The following is an 18493-nucleotide window of genomic DNA, read 5'->3' on the forward strand; positions in this document are numbered from 1 at the left end:
GTCAACGGGAACTAGGGAAGACTCAGGCTGATCTGTGTGCCAGGAGCATTTCAACGAAAGGAACTCCCCTGTCCAGCACCGGGAAAGCCTCGTCCGTTTCGACGGATATATCCCGAATTACCGCTTCACCGATGCGCGCGGATCGACTCGAATGGGAGAAAAGGCTTTTGGCCGACGACGGCCCGCTGCGGAAGATCGCCCGTGAGGTCAAAGGCCCGTTCCATGTCATGTTTCCCGAGCAGATCATCGAGAACATCCGGGGGTTCCAGAACGCATTCGCCGGTAGCGGGGTGGACGGCCTCATCTACTACGGGAAGAAGGCCAACAAATCCGCGTGCGTGACGGCCGCCTGCGCCAAGGCCGGTGCGGGAGTGGACGTCGCCAGCGCGGGTGAGCTCGAATCGGCCCTTCGCACGGGGATCCGGGGCACCGACGTGATGGTCACCGGACCGGCCAAGTCGGATGAGTTGCTGCTGCTGGCCACCGATGTGAACGCCACCATCGCCATCGACGGTCCGGGCGAACTCGATCGGCTCGGCTACCTCGTGCACCATCGCGGCAGCGGCGCTCCGGCGCGCATCGTATTGCGGGTGCTGCCCGCCGATTCCACCAGCCGATTCGGGATGACCGGCGCGGAGCTCGACAGCGTCTGGGACCGGCTCGACCCCGCGGCGGTTCGGTTGCGGGGCTTCAGTTTCCACCTCGGCGGCTACGGGGTGGCCCCGCGCGCGGAATTGGCGGCGAGCCTGATCGACCGGTGCCTCGACGCCCGCGCACACGGGCACGATGCCGATCTTCTCTCCATCGGGGGCGGCTTCAGTGTGAATTACCTTGCCGCAGAACAGTGGGAAGCCTTTCTCGACGGTGCGAATCCGTCCTGGTTCCACGGCGGGCACGCCTTCAGCCGGGATTCCTACTACCCCTATCACTCCCCGTCGCCCGGTCCGGCCATGCTGACCGCCATTCTCGAGTACGACGGGCTGGGAGATCGGTTGCGGGCGGAGAACATTCGCCTCGCGATCGAACCCGGCCGTGCCCTGCTGGATCGCGCGGGCAGCACCGTATTCCGGGTTCAGGGCATCAAAACCCGGGAGGCGGAAGGCATTCCGTACGACATCCTGACCGTCGACGGCACCAGCCTCAGCCTCTCCGAACAATGGTTCAACACCGAATACCTTCCGGACCCGGTCATTTGGCCCGAGCGGAACGGATCCACCACCCCGACCTGTGTCGGCGGTGCCTCCTGCCTGGAATCCGACATGCTCAGTTGGCGGCGCATCCCACTGCCCCGCGCCGCCGTGGTCGACGATCTGCTCGTCTATCCGAATACGGCCGGATATCAGATGGACTCCAACGAGTCGGAATTTCACGAATTGCCCGTACCGCCTAAGGTTGTGTTGAGTTATTCGGCGGGTGGACCACAATTCGATTGCGTACGCGAGCCCGATCCGCGCGACGCCCGACGCGGCATAACATCCCCGACCCGCGCTCCACGATCCTCCTAAGGAGAAGCCTTCGATGCCGGTTATCGCCAGGCGGGTGTCTGAGCTGATCGGACGGACACCACTTTTCGAGCTAGCCGTCAGCCGTGCCACCGGGACCCGGCTGTTCCTCAAGCTCGAGACCATGAACCCGACCGGAGCCGCGAAGATTCGGATGGCGCGCGCCATGGTGCTGGACGCCGAGCGGCGCGCGGCGCTGCCGGCGGGCGGGCACATCATCGAATCGACCTCGGGCAATACCGGACTGGGTCTGGCCGTGGTGGCGCGTGAACGCGGGTATCGGTTCACCGCGGTGGTGGATCACCACGCGTCCGCGGCCAAGTTGAACGGCATGCGCGCCATGGGGGCCGAGCTGGTGTTCGTGTCCGAGGAAGGCGACGACGGGCTGTCGACCTCGGCCCGAGAGGAACGCGCGGCCGAGCTGGCCGCGCAGGAAGGTCCGACCGCGTATTTCCCGGCGCAGCACGACAATCCGGCCAATGGGGTCGGCTATTACGCGCTGGCCGAGGAGCTGCTCGACAACCTCGAGAAGGTCGACATCCTGATCGGGGCCGTCGGGACCGGCGGGTCACTGTTCGGGACAGCCCGCGGGCTGCGCGATCGCGGCTGCGATCCGCGGCTGGTCGGGGTCGAACCCGAGGGCTCGATCGCGTTCGGCCCGCCCGCACACGACTATTGGCAGTCCGGTACCGGGACGCCGGAGGGGGCGTCGCCCGGATTCCATGTGGATCAGGATCTGCGGCTGATCGAGGAGCGGGATCGGATCAAGGTGTCCGATGTCGACGCCTTCGCCACCGCCCGGGCGCTCGCCGCGCAGCTGGGACTGTTGATCGGCGGCTCGTCGGGCAGTTCGGTGCTCGCGGCGCTGGAGCGGCTCGAGGAGTTTCCGGCGCATTCGAACGTGGTCGTCATCATCAACGACGACGGCGAGAAGTACCTGGACACGGTGTTCGACGATCAGTGGATGAACGACCGGCACCTGCTCGACCGGACCCGGGAGAGCGAGATCGTGGAGTTGGTGCGGCAGCATCGCCCGCCACACCGCGTCGATCCGCACGAGATCGAACTGATGCGGCATCTCGAGACCGCGCTGTCCTACGACAGCGCCGACGGCGCGGAGCTCGCGCGGCAGTCCGGACTGGTCCATGCCCTGACCGCGGTCGGCCTGTCCGCCAACGAGATCGGTGATCTGCTCGGCGGCACCGAGGATCAGCTCTGCCTGGCGTTGGGCAAGCATCGCCAGCGGCTGACCGATCAGGCCGCCATGGTGGCGCAGCTCCTCGCGAGCCTGCGCCGGGACGAGAACACGCACACCATCCTGATGCCCGACGCGGCGACAGATCGGGACGGAGCTCCCGCGAAATGAGTGGGACGCCGCGGGAATCCGATCGACGGCACCGGCAATCCGATGGGCGGCAGCTGACTTCGCTGGCGACGCCCATCGCATTGACCCAGCTCGCCCAGGTGGCGGTGTCCACCACCAATATCGCGTTGATGGGGACGCTCGGGGTGCGGCAGGTGGCCGCCGGTGGGCTGGCGCTGGTGTTGTTCAACCAGATTCGGACCATGTGCGTCGGATTGATCACCGGGACCGGCAATCAGGTGGCGACCGTGGTGAGTCGCGCCGAGAAGCAGGGGCGGCGGTCCGAGGCGCAGGTGCGGGAGGTGGTGCGGTCGAGTTTCCTGATCGCGACGCTGGCCGGAGTGCTCGGCGGGGCCCTGCTCATCGGGCTCGGGTGGGCGCTGCAATGGCTGGGGCAGGACGCCGCGGTGCTGTCGGAGGCGCGGCCCATGATGGTGGCGCTCGCGCCCGGGCTGCTGCCGTGCCTGTGGTTTCAGGTGTTGCGGCAGTACACGGTCGGGATGCAGCGGCCGCAGGCGCTGTTGCTGGTGACCGTGGGGTCGGTGGCGCTGAACCTGGTGCTGGCGCTGGCGCTCATCCATGGCTGGGCGGGGCTGCCCGCGCTGGGTTTGACCGGGGTCGGCGTGGCGACCTCGCTGGTCTTCCTGATCACCTTCGGGGTGTTCTGGGCGATGGTGCGGCGCGACCCGAAACTCGGTGCGACACTGCCGGTCCGGATGTGGCCGGTGCATCGGGCGACGGTGTGGGAGGAGCTGCGGCTGGGGACGCCGATCGCGCTCACCTACGGGTCCGAGGCGGGCATGTTCTCGGTGCTGGCGCTGGTGATGGGCAGTATCGGGGCGGCGGCGCTGGCCGCCCACAATGTCGTCTATCAGATCGTGTACATCGTGTTCCAGGTGGCGATCGGGCTCTCGCACGGGGCGTCGATCCTGGTGAGCCGGGCGGTGGCGCGTGAGGAGTTCGCGCATGCGCGGGCGGTGGCGCGGGTGGCGTTGAAGTACGCGCTGGTGGTCGCGCTCGTCACCGGTGTCGTCTATGTGCTGGTCCCGAACTGGGTGTTGCGGCCATTGCTGACCGACGGTGACTCCGCGACCGAGCACGTGGCGCACACCCTGTTGTGGGTGGCGATCGCGCTGCAGTTCTTCGACGCCGCGCAGAACATTGCGGTCGGTCTGCTGCGGGGGCTCAAGGACACCAAGGCCGGGTTCCGGCTCTCCCTGGTCGGCTACTGGGGTGTGGGATTGCCCACTGCGTTGCTGTTCGCCTTCCCCTTGCATTTGGGTGCCGTAGGCGTCTGGCTCGGGTTGACGGCCGGTCTCGCCACCACCGCTACCTTGATGCTGCGTCGATTCCGCGCTCTGTTGCATGTGCGTGAACAGGAACATCTTCCGGTGCTGGCGGGTAGCCCGGGGCATTAGCCCGACACCCAAACCTCACCTTCTCGCAAGCATGCCGTCACTGGCCGCGGGCAACCTGAAAGAAACGGGTTTGGCTATTCTGGCGACGATATCGGCAAGCGCAATCGTCAGCATCGCAAAGCTGTGACGACAAAGTTGGCAAGCAACGGCGCAACACCAACGCCGGGGAGGATGTCCGTGTACATCACGCGAGTGGCCGAGTATCCCAAGCCGGATCACGTGCTTTTCCACTTCAGCGACACCCATCTGATCGCTGCCGACACCGAGCTCTACGGTGCGGTCGACGCCGAGGCGCGGCTCGAGAGCCTGCTGGGGCAGGCCGAGGCCAGCCGCATCGCGCCGACCGCCATCGTCTTCACCGGCGACCTCACCGACCGCGGCGAGGCGGACGCGTACCGCAAGCTGCGCGATCTGGTGGAGCCGTGGGCCGAGCGGATCGGCGCGCCCGTGGTGTGGGTCGCGGGCAATCACGACGAGCGGGGCACGCTGCGTGAGCACCTGCTCGGCGAAAAGCCTTCCAGCGCACCGTTCGACGCCGTGCACATGTTCGACGGCCTGCGCGTCATCGCCCTCGACACCACCGTCCCCGGCCACCACTGGGGCGAGATCACCGACAACCAGTTGGCCTGGCTCAGTGACGTGCTCTCCGAACCCGCCCCCTTCGGCACCGTGCTGGCCATGCACCACCCGCCCATCCCGTGCGTGCAGGATCTGGCCGTCCTGGTCGAGCTACGCGACCAGCGCCGCCTCGCCGACGTCCTCGACGGCAGCGATGTTCGCGCGATTCTGGCCGGGCACCTACATCTTTCGAGCAACGCCACCTTCGCGGGCATCCCCGTCTCGGTGGCCTCGGCCACCTGCTACAGCCAGGACATGGCCGCCGCCGAAGGCGGCCAGCGCGGCCGCGACGGCGCCCAAGCCTTCAACTACGTCCACATCTACCCGGACACCATCGTCCACTCGGTAGTCCCCATCGGCCACGGCCCCACCGTCGGCCAGCCCGCCGCCCCCGAGCAGGCCGCCGCCCGCCTCGCCGACGCCGGCATCGTCATCCCCCCCGCGGCTCGCATCCCACACGTCCTCCGCCGCCGGACCGAGGCCTCCGAGTCCGACGGCGAGACAGTTCTGTGAGGGGTCACCGAACCGCGATATCGCACACCGAAACCGCTTCCGCCCCCGGATAATCCGCAGACCACCCTGGTTGCGCTGACGCGGCCACGAGGCGGACCAGCAATCAATTCGGGAGTTTCGGTGCACCTTGCCAATAGCTGGAACAGCTACGAGACGCTCGAATACCAGTACTGGGCTGTCGAGTTCCCCGTCTGGCCGACGGCTGCGGCGCTGCTGGTGTGGCAGGACGTCGTGCTCACCGCGGGAGAGCGGTACGAGGTGCTGCGCGTGGACGAGGTCGAGGCGTTCGGGTACTCGCGGCTACGCGACGGGTCTTTTGCCGAGTTCATCCGGGCACATCCGCAGCGGACCGAGCCGGTCAACGACGGGATACCCGTCGGCTTCGCACTCGATCGAATCGACGGCGAGTACGCGGGCATTCACACGTCGACCTTGCTGTGTTTCGCCGGTGCCGATGGCAGGCTCACCAAGGACTGGATGAACCGCATGACCGATGTCGGGCCTCGAGCAGGACTGTCCGAGTACTACGACAACACTCCGTTCAGCATTACCGCCGACAGCGAGGCGTACCCCGGATCGACTCATTCGGCGTGGGCTCAGTTCACCGTTACGACGGATATCTTCTTCCCGTGGGTCCAGCCTGGGGTCGACCATCCCTTGCGGCGATACGGGTTGTTGGACAACACATTTCTCGCGCGTCTCAATGGCTCGCGGCTCAACGGGTTTCTGCGCGAGGTGCGACGAGCCGCGGTCGAGATCGGCGGGGTGTGGAAACCGGCGACAACCGCGTATGACAGGACGGCGAGTTTGAACTTGGACGAGGACGGGTTCGTGCTTGTGGGCGAGGCTTGAGGATTCGGGGTTAGGGGGTCGGGGTCAGGGGGTAGAGGCGTTCCTTGCCGGGGCGGAGGGTGTAGCGGCGGCGGTCGAAATCCCAGAGGCGGTAGATCGGCCATTGGATGGTGTGTGAGAGCCAGGCGCCGGTGATGATCACGCGGTGGTAGGGCAGGACTTTGTAGCCGTGATCGGCGATGATTCGTAGGCCGGTCAGCTGGAAACGCCACCACTTGGCGGGGCTGGTGCGGCGACGGCGGGACGAGGTCTGGGCGCGCATCGTCGTCAGTTGCTCGATGTGCAGGTCGCGCTTGGTGAGGCACAGGGCCAGGTCGAGGTCGTCGATGACATCGGGGCGGGTGGCGGTGTCGGCGCGGACCTGATCCCAGGCGGTGGCGCGGATGGCCATGTTCGGGCCGTGCATATTGCCGACGCGGCCGCCGAGTTGGCCACGCTTGGCTTGCAGCCAGTAGCCGAGGTCGAGGAAGAAGCCGACCGGGGAATCGAAGTAGGTGGTGATTCCGGTGAGGGCGGCGTACTCCGGGTGGTCGGTGAAGTTGCTGCGGATCACCTCGGCCCAGTCGGGGGCGACGATGGTGTCGGCGTCGGTGCGAGCGATGAAATCACCACGCGCCTTGTCGAATCCGGAGTTCCGGGCGCGCGCGACCCCGCGTTCGGGTTCGTCGACCACCGTCACCTTCGGATTGTCGAGCGCGTAGGCGGCGAGAATGTCGGGGGTTTCATCGGTACTGCCGTTGTCCACCACCACGATTTCGTCGATGGCGTCCTGCGTCGTGAGCCGGTCGAGCGTGGCCCGGATGCTCTGCGCCTCGTTCAATACCGGGATCACGACGGACAGAATCGGTCTTGCGGGGACAGTCATTGGGAGTCAAAGGCTTTCGTGCGGCGAAAGATGTTGCAGCGATCCTGCAGCGGGGCCCCGACTCCAGCAAGCCGTGATAAATACTGGCATTCCTCTTCGTGCCATTGGAAATCCGATAGTCCCTGCCAAGCGCCGGTTTCTACCGTCGAGACACATTCCGGCCGAGTGGCCGAAATCTCGATGGAGGGATCCGCAGTGATGATCAATCGGATTGTGGCACGTAGCACGGTTGCGGCTGCCGGGCTCGGCGCGGTGGCAATGATGTTGGCGCCCAGCGCCGGTGCGACACCGGTCATGGCCGAGAAGGGCACGAACGACACCCAGGTCATCGATTGCCCCGGCCGCGCACCCGCATTCAAACCGGTCAAACTGGATAACGGATGCTCGACCGCACACCAGTATCTGACCGATATCACCTGGCAGGTGTGGGGTAACGACGTCGCGGTGGGCGAAGGCACCTATCACGTGAACAATTGCGAGCCTTCCTGCGCCGCAGGGACCTTCAACACCAGCCATGCCTGGATCGTGTTGTCCGACCCGGACTCCGCCACCCACCTGTTCACCAAGGTCACCACGCCCTCCCAGGAACGAGGCCAGTGGACCACCAGCCTGTTCCTGAAGTAGGGCGCTAGTACTGGTCGATGAGCTTTCGGACGGCGCGGGGGTCGGGGAGATCGGCGCGGTGGATGACCAGTTCGCGGCCGATCAGTAGTGCGCGGCGGGTGGCGGGGCCTGGATCCGGGAGCGAGTCCAGGTCCGAGAGGTGGGCGAAACCTACTATGCGACGGATGATTTCGGCGCCTGCGTAGCCGAGGGCGTCGGTCCAGACACGGGTCAGGAAGCGATCGAGGTAGGCGTCGTCGAAGAAGGTGTCGAGGCGGGTGGGCCAGAGCGCACGGAATTCGGATTCGAAAGCCTGCCAGGTGCGGGCGATCTCGTGCGTGTGGTCGGCCGGGCCGTCGAGGATGCGGGCGCGCGTCTCCGCAACGATCACGTTGCCCCAGTACAGGCCGAGATCGAAGCCGACGGGACCGACGAAGGAGAATTCGGGGTCGAAGATGCGGACCACTTCCGTGCCGTCGCGGTCGCCGGTCATGATGCTGCCGGTGTGCAGGTCGCCGTGGACCAGGGATTGCGCACCGGCCATGAAAGTGTGGCGCAAGTCGGCGATTTCGGTGCGTAGTTCCCGGTCGTCGCGGTAGGCAGCGGCGAGGTCGGCGACCGATTCGTGCCAGTGGTTGTGCTCGTGGCCGACGTAGGGCTCGGCGAGGATGAGGTCCTCGGTGATCTTGCAGAGTTCAGGGTTCACAGACTCCGCGATCAGCGCCTTGCGTTCCGCCGACGACATTCCGAAATCGCTGGTGGCGAAGGCCAGACGGGCGACGAAGATGCCGACCGCGGTGGACGCGCCGCCGAATCCGCCGCCTTCGTTGAGGACCGTGCGCAGCACCCGCAGGTCCGACAGGTTCTCCATGGTGAGCGCGTAGTTCTCGGCGTCGTAATCGTGCACCACCGGAATGGTTTCCGGTGCGACGGCGGCGACCCTGCGGTAGGCACGAGCCTCCGCGGTCGCGCGGGTTGGGCTCATGGGCCACGACGGTCCGGCGACCCGTACCCAGGGCAGGGCCTGCTTCACGGCCAGACTGCGGCCGTCGCGAGGGGTGGCGATGAACACCCGGTTCAGATTTCCGTCGGACACTTCGTGCACTTCGATATCGCTGTCCGCGAAGGGGTTTCCGTCGAACATCCCGCGCTCACGGAGATAGCCGGGGATATCGCCGGGTTCCAGAATTCGATAGTCCGCGGTCATGGCCGCTTGCCTCCCGACAGTGTGAAACTGAATATCAGCGCCAGGACCAGCACTCCGCCCTGTACGACATCCTGTGTGTAGTAAGGCAATCCGGCGATGGTAAGACCGGAGGAGATGATGCCGATCAGTACCGCGCCCAGGGCCGTGCCCCACACGTTCGGCTTGCCGCGCCCGAGCACCGAGGTGCCGACGAGAGCCACCGCTACCGCCTCGAGCAATTGCGAATTACCTGCGGACACATCGCCCTGCCCGATGCGGGCGGCCAGGATCAGCCCGCCGATCGACGCCAGCACGCCCGAGAGCACGTAGGCCAGACTTCGGTACGCCCCGACCCGGATTCCTGCCAGGCGCGCCGCCTCCCGATTGGCCCCGATCGCGTACAGCACTCTCCCCCAGCGGGTTCGGGCCAGAAATACCCAGGCGAGCACGGTCAGTACGCCAAAAATCAATACGGACGCAGGGATTCCGAGGACGCTGCCGCGATCGATGGACAGGAACCCGGAGGTGAATTTACCGGGCGCGGTCGTCCCGTCCGACAACGTCATTCCCGGCGAGATCGATTGCCCGTCAACGATGATCAGCTTCAAGCCCTGAATAACGAACATGGTGCCAAGGGTCGCCAGCATGTCCGGCACTCGCAGCAGCACCACCAACGCTGCGTTCACCAACCCGGCCAGCGCGCCCACGGCGAGCACCACCACGACCGCGACGGCACCGATCTGGTTGTGCACCACCATCGTTTCCGCCGCGACCGAGACGGCGAGGCCCGCGACCGCGCCGACCGACATGTCCAGTCCGCCGGCCGCCATGGTCAACGTGACGCCCAGACCGAGGATCGCGGCCACCGAGACGTAGCGCAGGATATCGAGCAGGGTCGCCGAATTGCGGAAGGTGGGCTCGCTCACCAGGAAGTACGCGAACAGCGCCAGCGTGACGACGATGAAGCCGTATCTCACGACGCCTTCGCGAACGCGCACCCCGGACTGTGCGGCGGAGACGACGGGTGTCGGTCGATCGGTGGTGGTCATCGCACATCTCCTGTGAGCGCGTGCAGGATGCGTTCGGGCTCGGGTTCGTAGGTGTCGAGTCGGATGTCGCCGTCGACGAGCACGATCACCCGGTCGGCGACTTCCAGCACCTCGTCGATATCGGCGGACAGCACCAGCACGGCCGCGTCGTCGCCCGCGAGCGCGCGGGCCTGGCGTCCGATATCGCGGCGAGCACCGATATCGACGCCACGGAAAGGCTCGTCCAGCACCAGCACTCGCGGCCGGTGCGCCAGCCAGCGGCCGACCACGATCTTCTGCTGGTTGCCGCCGGACAACTCCTCGATCAGGCTGTTCTCGTCGCGGGTGACCACGCCGAGCCGTTCGATGGTCAGGCGGGCCGCTTCCACCTCCCGGCTGCGGGTGATCAGGCCGGTGACACCGGAGATCGAGCGCAGGAACGGCAGCGAAAGGTTCTGCGCCAGTGACCATCCGGGAATCAACGCGTCGGCGTGCCGATCCTCCGGGACCAGGTGCACGCCCGCGCGGATCGCGTCCGCAGGATGGCGCGGGCGGTAGGCCTTGCCGTCCAACTCGAGCGCTCCGCTCGCGAAAGGCGCTGCCCCGAACAGCCCTTCGGCCAGCTCGGTCTTGCCCGCGCCGAGCAGCCCGACAATGCCGGTCACCTCACCCGCGCGCACGTCCAGGTCCTGCGGGCGACCGCCGGGCAGCAGCGCCACTCCGCGCACCGAGAGGACGGTATCGCCGCCACCGGGACCGGCATCGACGGGACGCAGCGTTGTCGCGGTGTGCGCGGTCGCGAGCATCGCCCGCAGTGCGGTGTCCCAGTCAAAGGGCCGCGGCAGGTCGGCGGTCACCCGGCCGTCGCGCAGCACCACCAATCGGTCCGCGAGGGAATCGATTTCGCCGAGTCGATGCGAGACGTACAGGACCGCGATGCCGTCCGCGCGCAGGCGTTCGACGATCGTGAACAGGCGGCTCGCCTCGGCCGCCGACAGGGCCGAGGTGGGCTCGTCGAGAATCAACAGCCGGGGCCGGGAGGACAGGGCGCGGGCCAGGATCAGCAGCTGCTGGTCGGATATACCGAGTTCGGCGACATCGCGCCGGAGCGTGCGGTCGTCCCAGTCCAGTTCGAGGGTTGACTGGATTTCTTTGGCCCGCAACAGAATTCCCCGCCCGCTCAACAGCGGATTGCCGCGACCGGTCGCCATTTCCTCGAACACGAGGTTCTCGGCCACCGACAGACCGGGCACCACGCCTGCCGCGATGTGCTGGTGCACGGTGCGAATACCGAGCCGTCGCGCGGCCAGTGGACTGTGCAGGCGCGCTTGCGCACCGGCGATCGACACCTGCCCGCGGTGACCGGGGTGCACGCCGGACAGCACCTTGATCAGCGTGGACTTCCCCGCGCCGTTCGCGCCGAGCAGCGCGACAACGCTTCCGGGCGCGATATCGAGATTCACGCCGTCGAGGACGGTCTTGCCGCCGAACGACATTCCGACGTCGTGCAGCGAAACCGCCGCCGCATCACCGTCAGTGAGCGACAACGGTGATCCAGTCGGCGGCGCTGACCTGGCCGAGATTCAGCTCCGGCAATGCCGCGCGCAACTGGTCGAGATTCTGAATCTTCTTGGACACCAGCAGATCCCGGCTCACCGCGACGGCCGGGAACTCGACAGTCTGCTTACCGAGCTGCCCGGCGACCTGCAGCGCGATGGTGCGCACCACCGCCGCACCGACGGCGGAAGGATCGGTACCCGCCGTCGCCACCCACGGGCTGTTGTCGGCCGTGATGATCTGAATGTCGGCGTTCGAGATATCCGCGCCCACCACCTTGACCGAGCTCTCCAGATGCTTGTTCTGCACCGCGAGCACCGTCCCCTTGGCCAACTCGTCGTACGGCGCGAAGATCCCCTTCACCTCACCGTGCTGCGTCAGCGCGGCACTCACCAACGGCACGGTGTCGGTGGCCGTCGAGTCGGTGACCTTGCCGACCTTGAACGCCTGATTCCACCCGTTCGCGCCAAGTGCCTGCTGCCACACCGCATCCCGCTTGTCCAACGGCGCGAACCCGGCCACGTTCACGTACCCGACCGGCACGTTCTTGCCGATCGCCGCAGCCAGCGCACCGATAGCGACCGATGCGATATCGGCGTCGTTCTGTCGAGTGGCGATCACCTTCGGATTGTTCGACTCGACGTCGTAGGTCACCACCGTGATCCCCTTGTCGACCGCCTGATCGATCAGCGGCGCGATGGTCGCCGGAAACCCGTGATCGACGATGATCGCCTTGGCCCCCGAATTGATGGCCGTGGACAGATCGGTGGCCTGCTTCGCGTTATCCGCCTGCGCGTCATAGACATTCAGATCGATCCCGATGGCCTTGGCCTGCGCCTTGGCGCCATTCCCCCACTGCTCGAAGTAATCCCCCGCCCCACTCTGCCGCACCAGTGCAACCTTCACCCCGCCCTGGTCGAACGGCGCGGGCTTCTTCCCCGTCGCCTGCACCACCGCCGGGGTAGTCGCCTGTGGCGCACCGGAATTCGACGACGACTGCGAGCACCCGGACGCCAACAACACAACAGCGAGCGCAGGCACGGCCAAAGCCGCCGAAAAGCGAGTCACAGCAAGCTCCGAACACTAGGTGGGCAACCCTCGGCAAACTACCCGCCGCCCCCACCCCTGACCCCCGATTCACTCCACGTGATCCGAACCCGTGACACAACGACGTGGAGCCGCCCTCAAGGGTGTTCGATTTGCTCGCGGAGGATGTCGGCGTGGCCCGCGTGGCGGGCGAAGTCTTCGATCAAGAACAGGTAGATGAAGCGGAGGGATACCTCGCCGAGACGGGAGTGGGTGCGGGTCTCGTCGAGCGTGTAGTCGGCGGCGATGAGGCGGGCGCGTTCGCTTCCGCGGTCGAATTCGGCGATTACGTCAGCAACGGTTTCGGTGTCGTCCACGAGGAAGCTCGCATCGCCCGGCGTTGTGCCGCCGTCGCATTCGCTCTCGGTTAGACCCGCGAGGACCTGCTGGAACCAGATCCGCTGTGCGGTCGCGGCATGCTTGACCAGTCCGATCGGAGTGGTCACCGAGGCGACGAGGCGGCGGCGGGCATCCGACTCGGACAGGTCGCGCAGCGTGTTGACCAACTCGGCCCGGTTGCGGTCGAGCATGTTCTCGAGCATTCGACGTTCATCGCCGATGGTGATTCGCGGTATCGACCAAGTCATTGCCGCACGACCCTCCGTCACTGACCTAACCCCACGGCGCTGGGTCGATGGGCCCGCCCGGCTTCCAGCCGCCGTTATAGCGAGGCGACACTTCATACCAGTCTATGTTGCCGCGCATCAGCATTTTGAGGATGTAAAAGAAGCTATCGATCTGATCGGCTTCCTGGTCATCGAAAGAGTATTTTCCGTAGTCGGGCATTGCCGCTTCTATGGCAAGGACCGATCGCAGGTAGCCATTGCACATGTCAACCACCGCGCGGATGGCTTCGTCGAGAGTCACTCCGTATTGATGGCGATACGCTATGACCGAGCTGCATCGATTGTTTGCGTAGAGGTCCCGGTCGAGCGAGTTCAGGTCGTTGACAAAACCTCCGTACAAGGCAACCAGATATTGGATGTGCTCGATTACCGGGTGCCGGAGAAACTTGGCTTCCGCATCGATCCCCATCGCCATCATCGCGCAGTCGGTGATATAGGTCTGACCATAGCTGTGTCGCCGCAGCCCTTGGTAGAGGTCGAAGTCGGGTGTCTGACTCAGGTAGTTCGCTCGCGCCTCCCAGACGCCGCTTTCGGCCGATGCGAGCAGTGACCGCGAGATCCGCGACCTCCACGGGTTTCCGAACCGCTGCTCGGTCTCGCGCAGCAGACTTACCAGTGTCCGATCCATCGGTTCGGAAAAGTCTTCACCATCACGCAACGGCGGATTATTGCTGAGTATGCGGATCTGCGTCCGCGCTGTAGAGTCCATGAACTTCTCGAAGAACCCGTCGAGTTCCTGGCCGGCATTGGTATCGAATCGCATCTCGAAAACGGCACCCCACGTCCACCACCGGTTGAGGAAGGAGCGATCGTCGGCACTTTTCAACATCGGGTGGGCCAGCGCGGTCCACAACGGAATGTCGATGGCGCGCACCAAATTGGCCGCATCGCTGTCCAAAGAGAAGAACCCTTGATCCGCGCCCCAGCGAATCAGTTCCTCCCCGGCCTCGGGATCCTTCACGACCACCGATGAGGGAATCGGACAGTACAGCTCGGGGATATGCATGTCCGACTCATTCCGAATCTGGTGTGCCGTGTCGTTGATGAAGACGTAAGCGCGGTTCTCGCGGAATCAGTGTCGGGCCGAGTCGAGCTTTGAGCGGTGCGGGAGGGAAGGTGACCGGCTGGACAGTCCATCGCGCGGCAATCGTTGCGAGAGCGAGGGTTTCCTCGGCGAGTGCGAAGGTCTCGCCCATGCACTTGCGGGCGCCCGCCCCGAAGGGGATCCACGCGTTGCGTGGCCATTGCGTCGATTGATCGGCGCCCCACCGATCGGGATCGAAGCGGTCGGGGTCGACGAACAGGTCGGCCCGATGGTGGATGAGGTAGGGGCTGTAGATCATCGCGCTGCCGACGGGAAGCGGAACTCCCGCCAGCGTCGTGTCCACCATGACGGTCCGGGTGAAGATCCAGCCGGGCGGATACAGCCGCAAGGATTCATTGAGGATCTGCTGTGTCAACCGAAGCTGCGGCAGGTCGTTCCAGGTCGCGATCCGCCCCTCGAGCACGACGTCGACTTCCGAAAGTAGCCTCTCCAAGATGTGCGGGTGATGCGCCAGTAGGTGCAGCGCCCACGTCAACGACGTTGCCGCCGTTCCGATCGCGGCTGTCAGGAGAGTCAGGACTTGGTCTTGGATCTCCGCATCGCTCAAGGGGTCACCGGCTTCGTCGCGCGCCGCAAGGAGTGCCGATAACACGTCGCCGTAATCGATTCCACTGCGGCGGTAGCTGTCGATGACAGCATCGACGGCACTACGAACGCGAGCGAGAGCGCCGTGGAAACGACGATTCCAGGGGGCAGGAAAATTGTCCGGCAGAGGGGCGATCGCGTACCGAAGGACACCGCGGTTGATGTCGGCAAGCGACTCCTCGACGGCAGCCGCAGCGGGTCCGGCCGAATCGGCGACGAACAAGGCCTTCGCCGTTATCCGACTGGTGAGTCGGCTCGCCTCCGCATAGACATCGATGGTTTGACCGTCGTGCCATGACCCCACGAGGCGCGCGATCTGCTCGGTCATTATCCGCGAGTATCCAGAGAAACGGCCGCTGTGAAAGGCGGGTTGGAGAAGCAGCCGCTGCCTGCGGTGATCGTGGTACGAACAGGTTCCCACACCATTGCCGAGGACTTTCCGAAATCCAGCGTGGACCCGCCCACCCATATCGTATGCACGATTGTCGATGAGCACTTGGTGGGTCAGGTCCGGATCGCAGACGACAATGGCCTTCCAGGTCCCGATACGGACCTCCACCAGATCGCCTTGCGCCGGTAGCGATTCCAGGAACCCGAGGCCCGTGCGCAGCTGAAGCAGGTGACCGATCAGCGGCAAGGCTCCGCTAGCTGCTACCACCTTCGACCCGACCTCCACGATGACCCATCTCCCCGATTCGTTGAAAGCGTGTGGATGTCCTCGAGCGTGAACAGACCGCGCGGTGCGCTGATGTGGTGAATGTGTTTGTCCTGCATAGATACTCGGTCATTTCGATGGTAAATCGGGATGGTGCCGGGTGGGGCGGGTTTCTACACTGAGGTGACCGTTTCGTTTGTGAGGGGCTGCGATGGTCGACGTGACGACTTTGTCGATCGAGGATCACCGGCCCGAGGCCCTTCTGGCAGCGGCCGCCACCGTGTGGCTTCCGGTGTTACGGCACGTGGTAGCGACCGCGCCGGAGCCTTTGGCCCGGATGTCGGGCTATCACTTCGGGTGGTGGGATGCCGACGGCACCGCGGTGGCGGCGCAGCCTGGCGGAAAGGGCTTCCGGGGTGGGCTCGCGGTGTGTGCGGGTGTGGCGTGCGGGGCAAGTCCGGGCCAGGCCGCGCGGGCGGGCGCAGCGGTGGAGTTACTGCACAATTTCACGCTGGTGCACGACGATCTGATGGATCGCGATCGTCTGCGACGCGGGCGCGCCACGGTGTGGAGCCTGTGGGGTGTCGATACCGCAGTGCTGATCGGGGATGGGTTGCATGCGTTGGCGATCCAGACACTCGCGGGGCAGCTGCCGTCGACGACGGCGGTGGCGATGGTCGCGTGCCTCGAGGCCGCTGCGGTGGAATTGTGCCGGGGCCAGTACGAGGATCTGGCGTTCGAAACACAGGCCACAGTCGGGATGGCCGACTATGTGCGGATGGTGACCGGAAAGACGGGGGCACTGATGGGTGCCGCGTGCGCGCTGGGCGCACTCGCCGCCGGTGCCGAAATCTCGGTGGTAGTGGCGTTGGAAACGTTCGGCCGCGCGCTCGGGGTGGGGTTCCAGATCGCTGACGATCTGCTCGGGATCTGGGGAAAACCAGCGGTTACCGGCAAGCCCGTCGGCGCGGATCTGGCCCGGCGCAAGCGGTCGCTGCCGGTGCTGTTGGCCTTGGCCGGCGGCGGTGACGTGGCTGCGGAGTTGGCAGCGTTGTATCGCCCCGGGCCGAAGCTGACTTGCCGGCAGATCGCGCGCGCGACAGCATTGTTGGAGGCGAGCGAAGCGCGTCAGATCGCCACTGCCGAAGCTGATCGCCGGATCGCGCAGGCACTCGCGGCACTTCCCGAACACATCTCGACCGCCGATCTGAGGATTCTGGCGCAGGCTGTTGGGCGACGATGGGCCTGAGCGAAAAGCGCGTCTCAGCGGTTGAATTCGCCGTTGGCGACGCCCTTGGTGAATGCTGTCCATTCGGCGGCGTTGTAGGTCAGCGTGACACCCCGGGTGTCACTGAGCTTCGCGTCTCCGTCCGCAGAGATGTAGACGGACAGGCATTCTCGGATGCGACCGGAGTTGTCGGTCAGCACGAGGTCCAAGAAGGCGGGCCAGAGGTCGGGAGCGACTGTGAGCATCGGCTGGTCGGCAGGAGGACCCGCGTATTTGCTGTCTCGGATGAGGACATCGTCAGCGCTGTGGGCGATCTCGACGCAGGTACCGTCTCCACCGCTGAATGAAGATTTGAAGAAGCTAGCGCTCACAGTCTCACCCTAACTCTCGCAGGCAATCTCCTTGATCAGCGAGAGAGAGCGATCACGGTCCAACGCGTCTACTTGGATCTGGTTGAAGAGGTAGTCAAGTGTCGTGACCCACTTGCGGTCATCGGCGACCTCGAAATATGCGGCACCCTCTACCCATCCAAGTTGGGGAAGCCTCGCGCTTGCGAAATTCAACAGGTGGAACGTCGCCGAATTGAGACTTGCGATTGCCGCACCGGCCTCAAATGGGACGATCCGAATGTCGAGCGTGTCTGGATGCCCCTCGGCCATCGCGATCAGGTGTTCCAGCTGTTTGCGCCGGATGCCATGGTCACCGACCCGGTACATCAACGCAGCTTGTCCGATTACGACCGAAAGCTCCAGTGGCTCAGGATCTTCGAGTCGAAGTTGCCGCTGCAGACGCGCGCTGACACGCTGCTCGACCTCGGTCGGCCTGGCCGTGGTCACCTGGGCCTTCATCAGGGCGCGGATGTAGTCCTCGGTCTGAAGCAGGCCGGGTATGACGGTGCTCTCGAAGCTGCGCACACTCTGAGCTCCGGCCTCCAGACCGTAGAAACGCATGAGCTGTTCATTGAACAATGCGGAGTACTCCGCGAACGGGCCATGCCCCTTGGCGACCTCACGCAGCTCGGAAAGTTCCCGGTGCTCATCAGGATCGAACTCGAGCAGCTGAACCAGGGCCGTCAGCTTCTGCTCGGTCAGTACGCCCCGCCCCTTCACCAACTTCGACCAATACTGCGGGCTGACATCGATCGCGCGGGCGATCGCGCTCGTCCGCTCACCGCGTTCCTCAGCACGTGAACTGATGCGCAACATCAGTTCCCAGCGAGCGACCGCCGGAGACACCGGTGCCATCTGACCTCGATCCTTTTGCCGTTATCGGACTGCCCCTCCCGGGCGTCGCGCGGTGGGGATTCCCCGATGACCGCACCCCGCAAAATGCCCAATTGACGCTGGTAGCGGGCCAATTCGCGCACGTGCCACTAACTAACCGCCACCGCGTGCACGGTAGGCACCGCGCGATGGCCAACCCCTACTTCTCACGGCGGTGCGCATGATCAGACTGCCCGATTGGGTGCAAATCGGCGCACCCGTCCGATTTCGGATGACAGGCAGGAATGAGATCGATTGCACCATCGCCGCCGTCACGTCCGCCGGAAGAGTCACTCTCTGCAACGGCGAATCCTTCGACTCGACCGACTTGATGCCCGGGAGTCTGGATGCCACACGGTATTTCGAGAAGTTCAACCGACTGTCGGGCATGCTGAAATCCGCGCGCAAGGGCTGACGCGAAAGTGGCGCGCACCCGAGGGG

The 18493-nt window shown here is 65.3% G+C and carries 18 protein-coding genes; 8 read left to right on the forward strand and 10 right to left on the reverse strand.

Translation table 11 applies throughout. The features are described from left to right. Positions 1–131: 131 nt before the first annotated feature. The 5 genes from ACFXHA_RS44675 (at position 132) to ACFXHA_RS44695 (ending at position 6266) form a co-directional block, all read left to right on the forward strand. Positions 132–1505 (forward strand): Y4yA family PLP-dependent enzyme, encoded by a 1374-nt coding sequence (locus ACFXHA_RS44675; protein ID WP_379367407.1) that lies wholly within the window; start codon positions 132–134, stop codon positions 1503–1505. Positions 1506–1539: 34 nt separating this feature from the next. Continuing rightward, positions 1540–2868 carry a cysteine synthase family protein gene (locus tag ACFXHA_RS44680; protein ID WP_379367409.1) on the forward strand — a complete coding sequence of 443 codons (1329 nt, stop codon included), beginning with the start codon at positions 1540–1542 and terminating at the stop codon, positions 2866–2868. Next, a complete protein-coding gene (locus ACFXHA_RS44685; RefSeq protein WP_379367411.1) occupies positions 2865–4283 on the forward strand; it encodes an MATE family efflux transporter in 1419 nt (472 codons plus the stop codon). The genes ACFXHA_RS44680 and ACFXHA_RS44685 overlap by 4 nt, the downstream gene beginning before the upstream one ends. Positions 4284–4460: 177 nt before the next feature. Then, entirely contained in the window at positions 4461–5414 is a 954-nt protein-coding gene (locus ACFXHA_RS44690; RefSeq protein ID WP_379367413.1) for a phosphodiesterase, read from the forward strand. Between the two features lie 120 nt (positions 5415–5534). Beyond that, positions 5535–6266, forward strand: a complete 732-nt coding sequence (locus tag ACFXHA_RS44695) for a hypothetical protein (protein ID WP_379367415.1) — start codon at positions 5535–5537, stop codon at positions 6264–6266. A gap of 10 nt (positions 6267–6276) precedes the next feature. Here the strand turns inward: ACFXHA_RS44695 and ACFXHA_RS44700 are convergent, their stop codons facing one another. After that, positions 6277–7098, reverse strand: a complete 822-nt coding sequence (locus tag ACFXHA_RS44700) for a glycosyltransferase (protein ID WP_379367417.1) — start codon at positions 7096–7098, stop codon at positions 6277–6279. A 231-nt stretch (positions 7099–7329) separates the two neighbouring features. Between ACFXHA_RS44700 and ACFXHA_RS44705 the strand changes: the two genes are divergently transcribed. Further along, positions 7330–7755, forward strand: coding sequence for a hypothetical protein (locus ACFXHA_RS44705; RefSeq protein ID WP_379367418.1), 426 nt, complete (start codon positions 7330–7332; stop codon positions 7753–7755). Positions 7756–7759: 4 nt separating this feature from the next. On the opposite strand, the gene mtnK is transcribed toward ACFXHA_RS44705, so the two are convergent. From mtnK to ACFXHA_RS44740, 7 genes are all read right to left on the reverse strand, one after another. After that, positions 7760–8941, reverse strand: a complete 1182-nt coding sequence (gene mtnK / locus ACFXHA_RS44710; RefSeq protein WP_379367420.1) for an S-methyl-5-thioribose kinase — start codon at positions 8939–8941, stop codon at positions 7760–7762. Further along, positions 8938–9969 (reverse strand): ABC transporter permease, encoded by a 1032-nt coding sequence (locus ACFXHA_RS44715; protein ID WP_379367422.1) that lies wholly within the window; start codon positions 9967–9969, stop codon positions 8938–8940. The genes mtnK and ACFXHA_RS44715 overlap by 4 nt, the downstream gene beginning before the upstream one ends. Continuing rightward, positions 9966–11495: a sugar ABC transporter ATP-binding protein gene (locus tag ACFXHA_RS44720; protein WP_379367423.1), complete on the reverse strand. Its 1530-nt coding sequence runs from the start codon at positions 11493–11495 to the stop codon at positions 9966–9968. Before ACFXHA_RS44720 ends, ACFXHA_RS44715 begins: the two co-directional genes overlap by 4 nt. Next, entirely contained in the window at positions 11482–12573 is a 1092-nt protein-coding gene (locus ACFXHA_RS44725; RefSeq protein WP_379367425.1) for a substrate-binding domain-containing protein, read from the reverse strand. The genes ACFXHA_RS44720 and ACFXHA_RS44725 overlap by 14 nt, the downstream gene beginning before the upstream one ends. Positions 12574–12689: 116 nt before the next feature. Beyond that, positions 12690–13178, reverse strand: coding sequence for a DinB family protein (locus tag ACFXHA_RS44730; protein ID WP_379367427.1), 489 nt, complete (start codon positions 13176–13178; stop codon positions 12690–12692). Positions 13179–13203: 25 nt separating this feature from the next. Then, positions 13204–14223 (reverse strand): terpene synthase family protein, encoded by a 1020-nt coding sequence (locus ACFXHA_RS44735; RefSeq protein WP_379367429.1) that lies wholly within the window; start codon positions 14221–14223, stop codon positions 13204–13206. A 7-nt stretch (positions 14224–14230) separates the two neighbouring features. Continuing rightward, positions 14231–15583: a cytochrome P450 gene (locus tag ACFXHA_RS44740; protein ID WP_379367430.1), complete on the reverse strand. Its 1353-nt coding sequence runs from the start codon at positions 15581–15583 to the stop codon at positions 14231–14233. Positions 15584–15773: 190 nt separating this feature from the next. Between ACFXHA_RS44740 and ACFXHA_RS44745 the strand changes: the two genes are divergently transcribed. Further along, positions 15774–16811, forward strand: a complete 1038-nt coding sequence (locus ACFXHA_RS44745) for a polyprenyl synthetase family protein (protein WP_379367432.1) — start codon at positions 15774–15776, stop codon at positions 16809–16811. Between the two features lie 14 nt (positions 16812–16825). Here the strand turns inward: ACFXHA_RS44745 and ACFXHA_RS44750 are convergent, their stop codons facing one another. Both ACFXHA_RS44750 and ACFXHA_RS44755 read right to left on the reverse strand, forming a co-directional pair. After that, positions 16826–17161, reverse strand: coding sequence for a DUF397 domain-containing protein (locus ACFXHA_RS44750; protein ID WP_379367434.1), 336 nt, complete (start codon positions 17159–17161; stop codon positions 16826–16828). Between the two features lie 9 nt (positions 17162–17170). Next, entirely contained in the window at positions 17171–18034 is an 864-nt protein-coding gene (locus ACFXHA_RS44755; RefSeq protein WP_379367436.1) for a helix-turn-helix domain-containing protein, read from the reverse strand. Positions 18035–18284: 250 nt separating this feature from the next. Between ACFXHA_RS44755 and ACFXHA_RS44760 the strand changes: the two genes are divergently transcribed. Beyond that, positions 18285–18467: a hypothetical protein gene (locus tag ACFXHA_RS44760; RefSeq protein ID WP_379367438.1), complete on the forward strand. Its 183-nt coding sequence runs from the start codon at positions 18285–18287 to the stop codon at positions 18465–18467. The last annotated feature ends 26 nt before the right edge of the window (positions 18468–18493 follow it).

This window comes from Nocardia sp. NPDC059240 (genome assembly GCF_042753865.1).
Lineage (GTDB): Bacteria > Actinomycetota > Actinomycetes > Mycobacteriales > Mycobacteriaceae > Nocardia.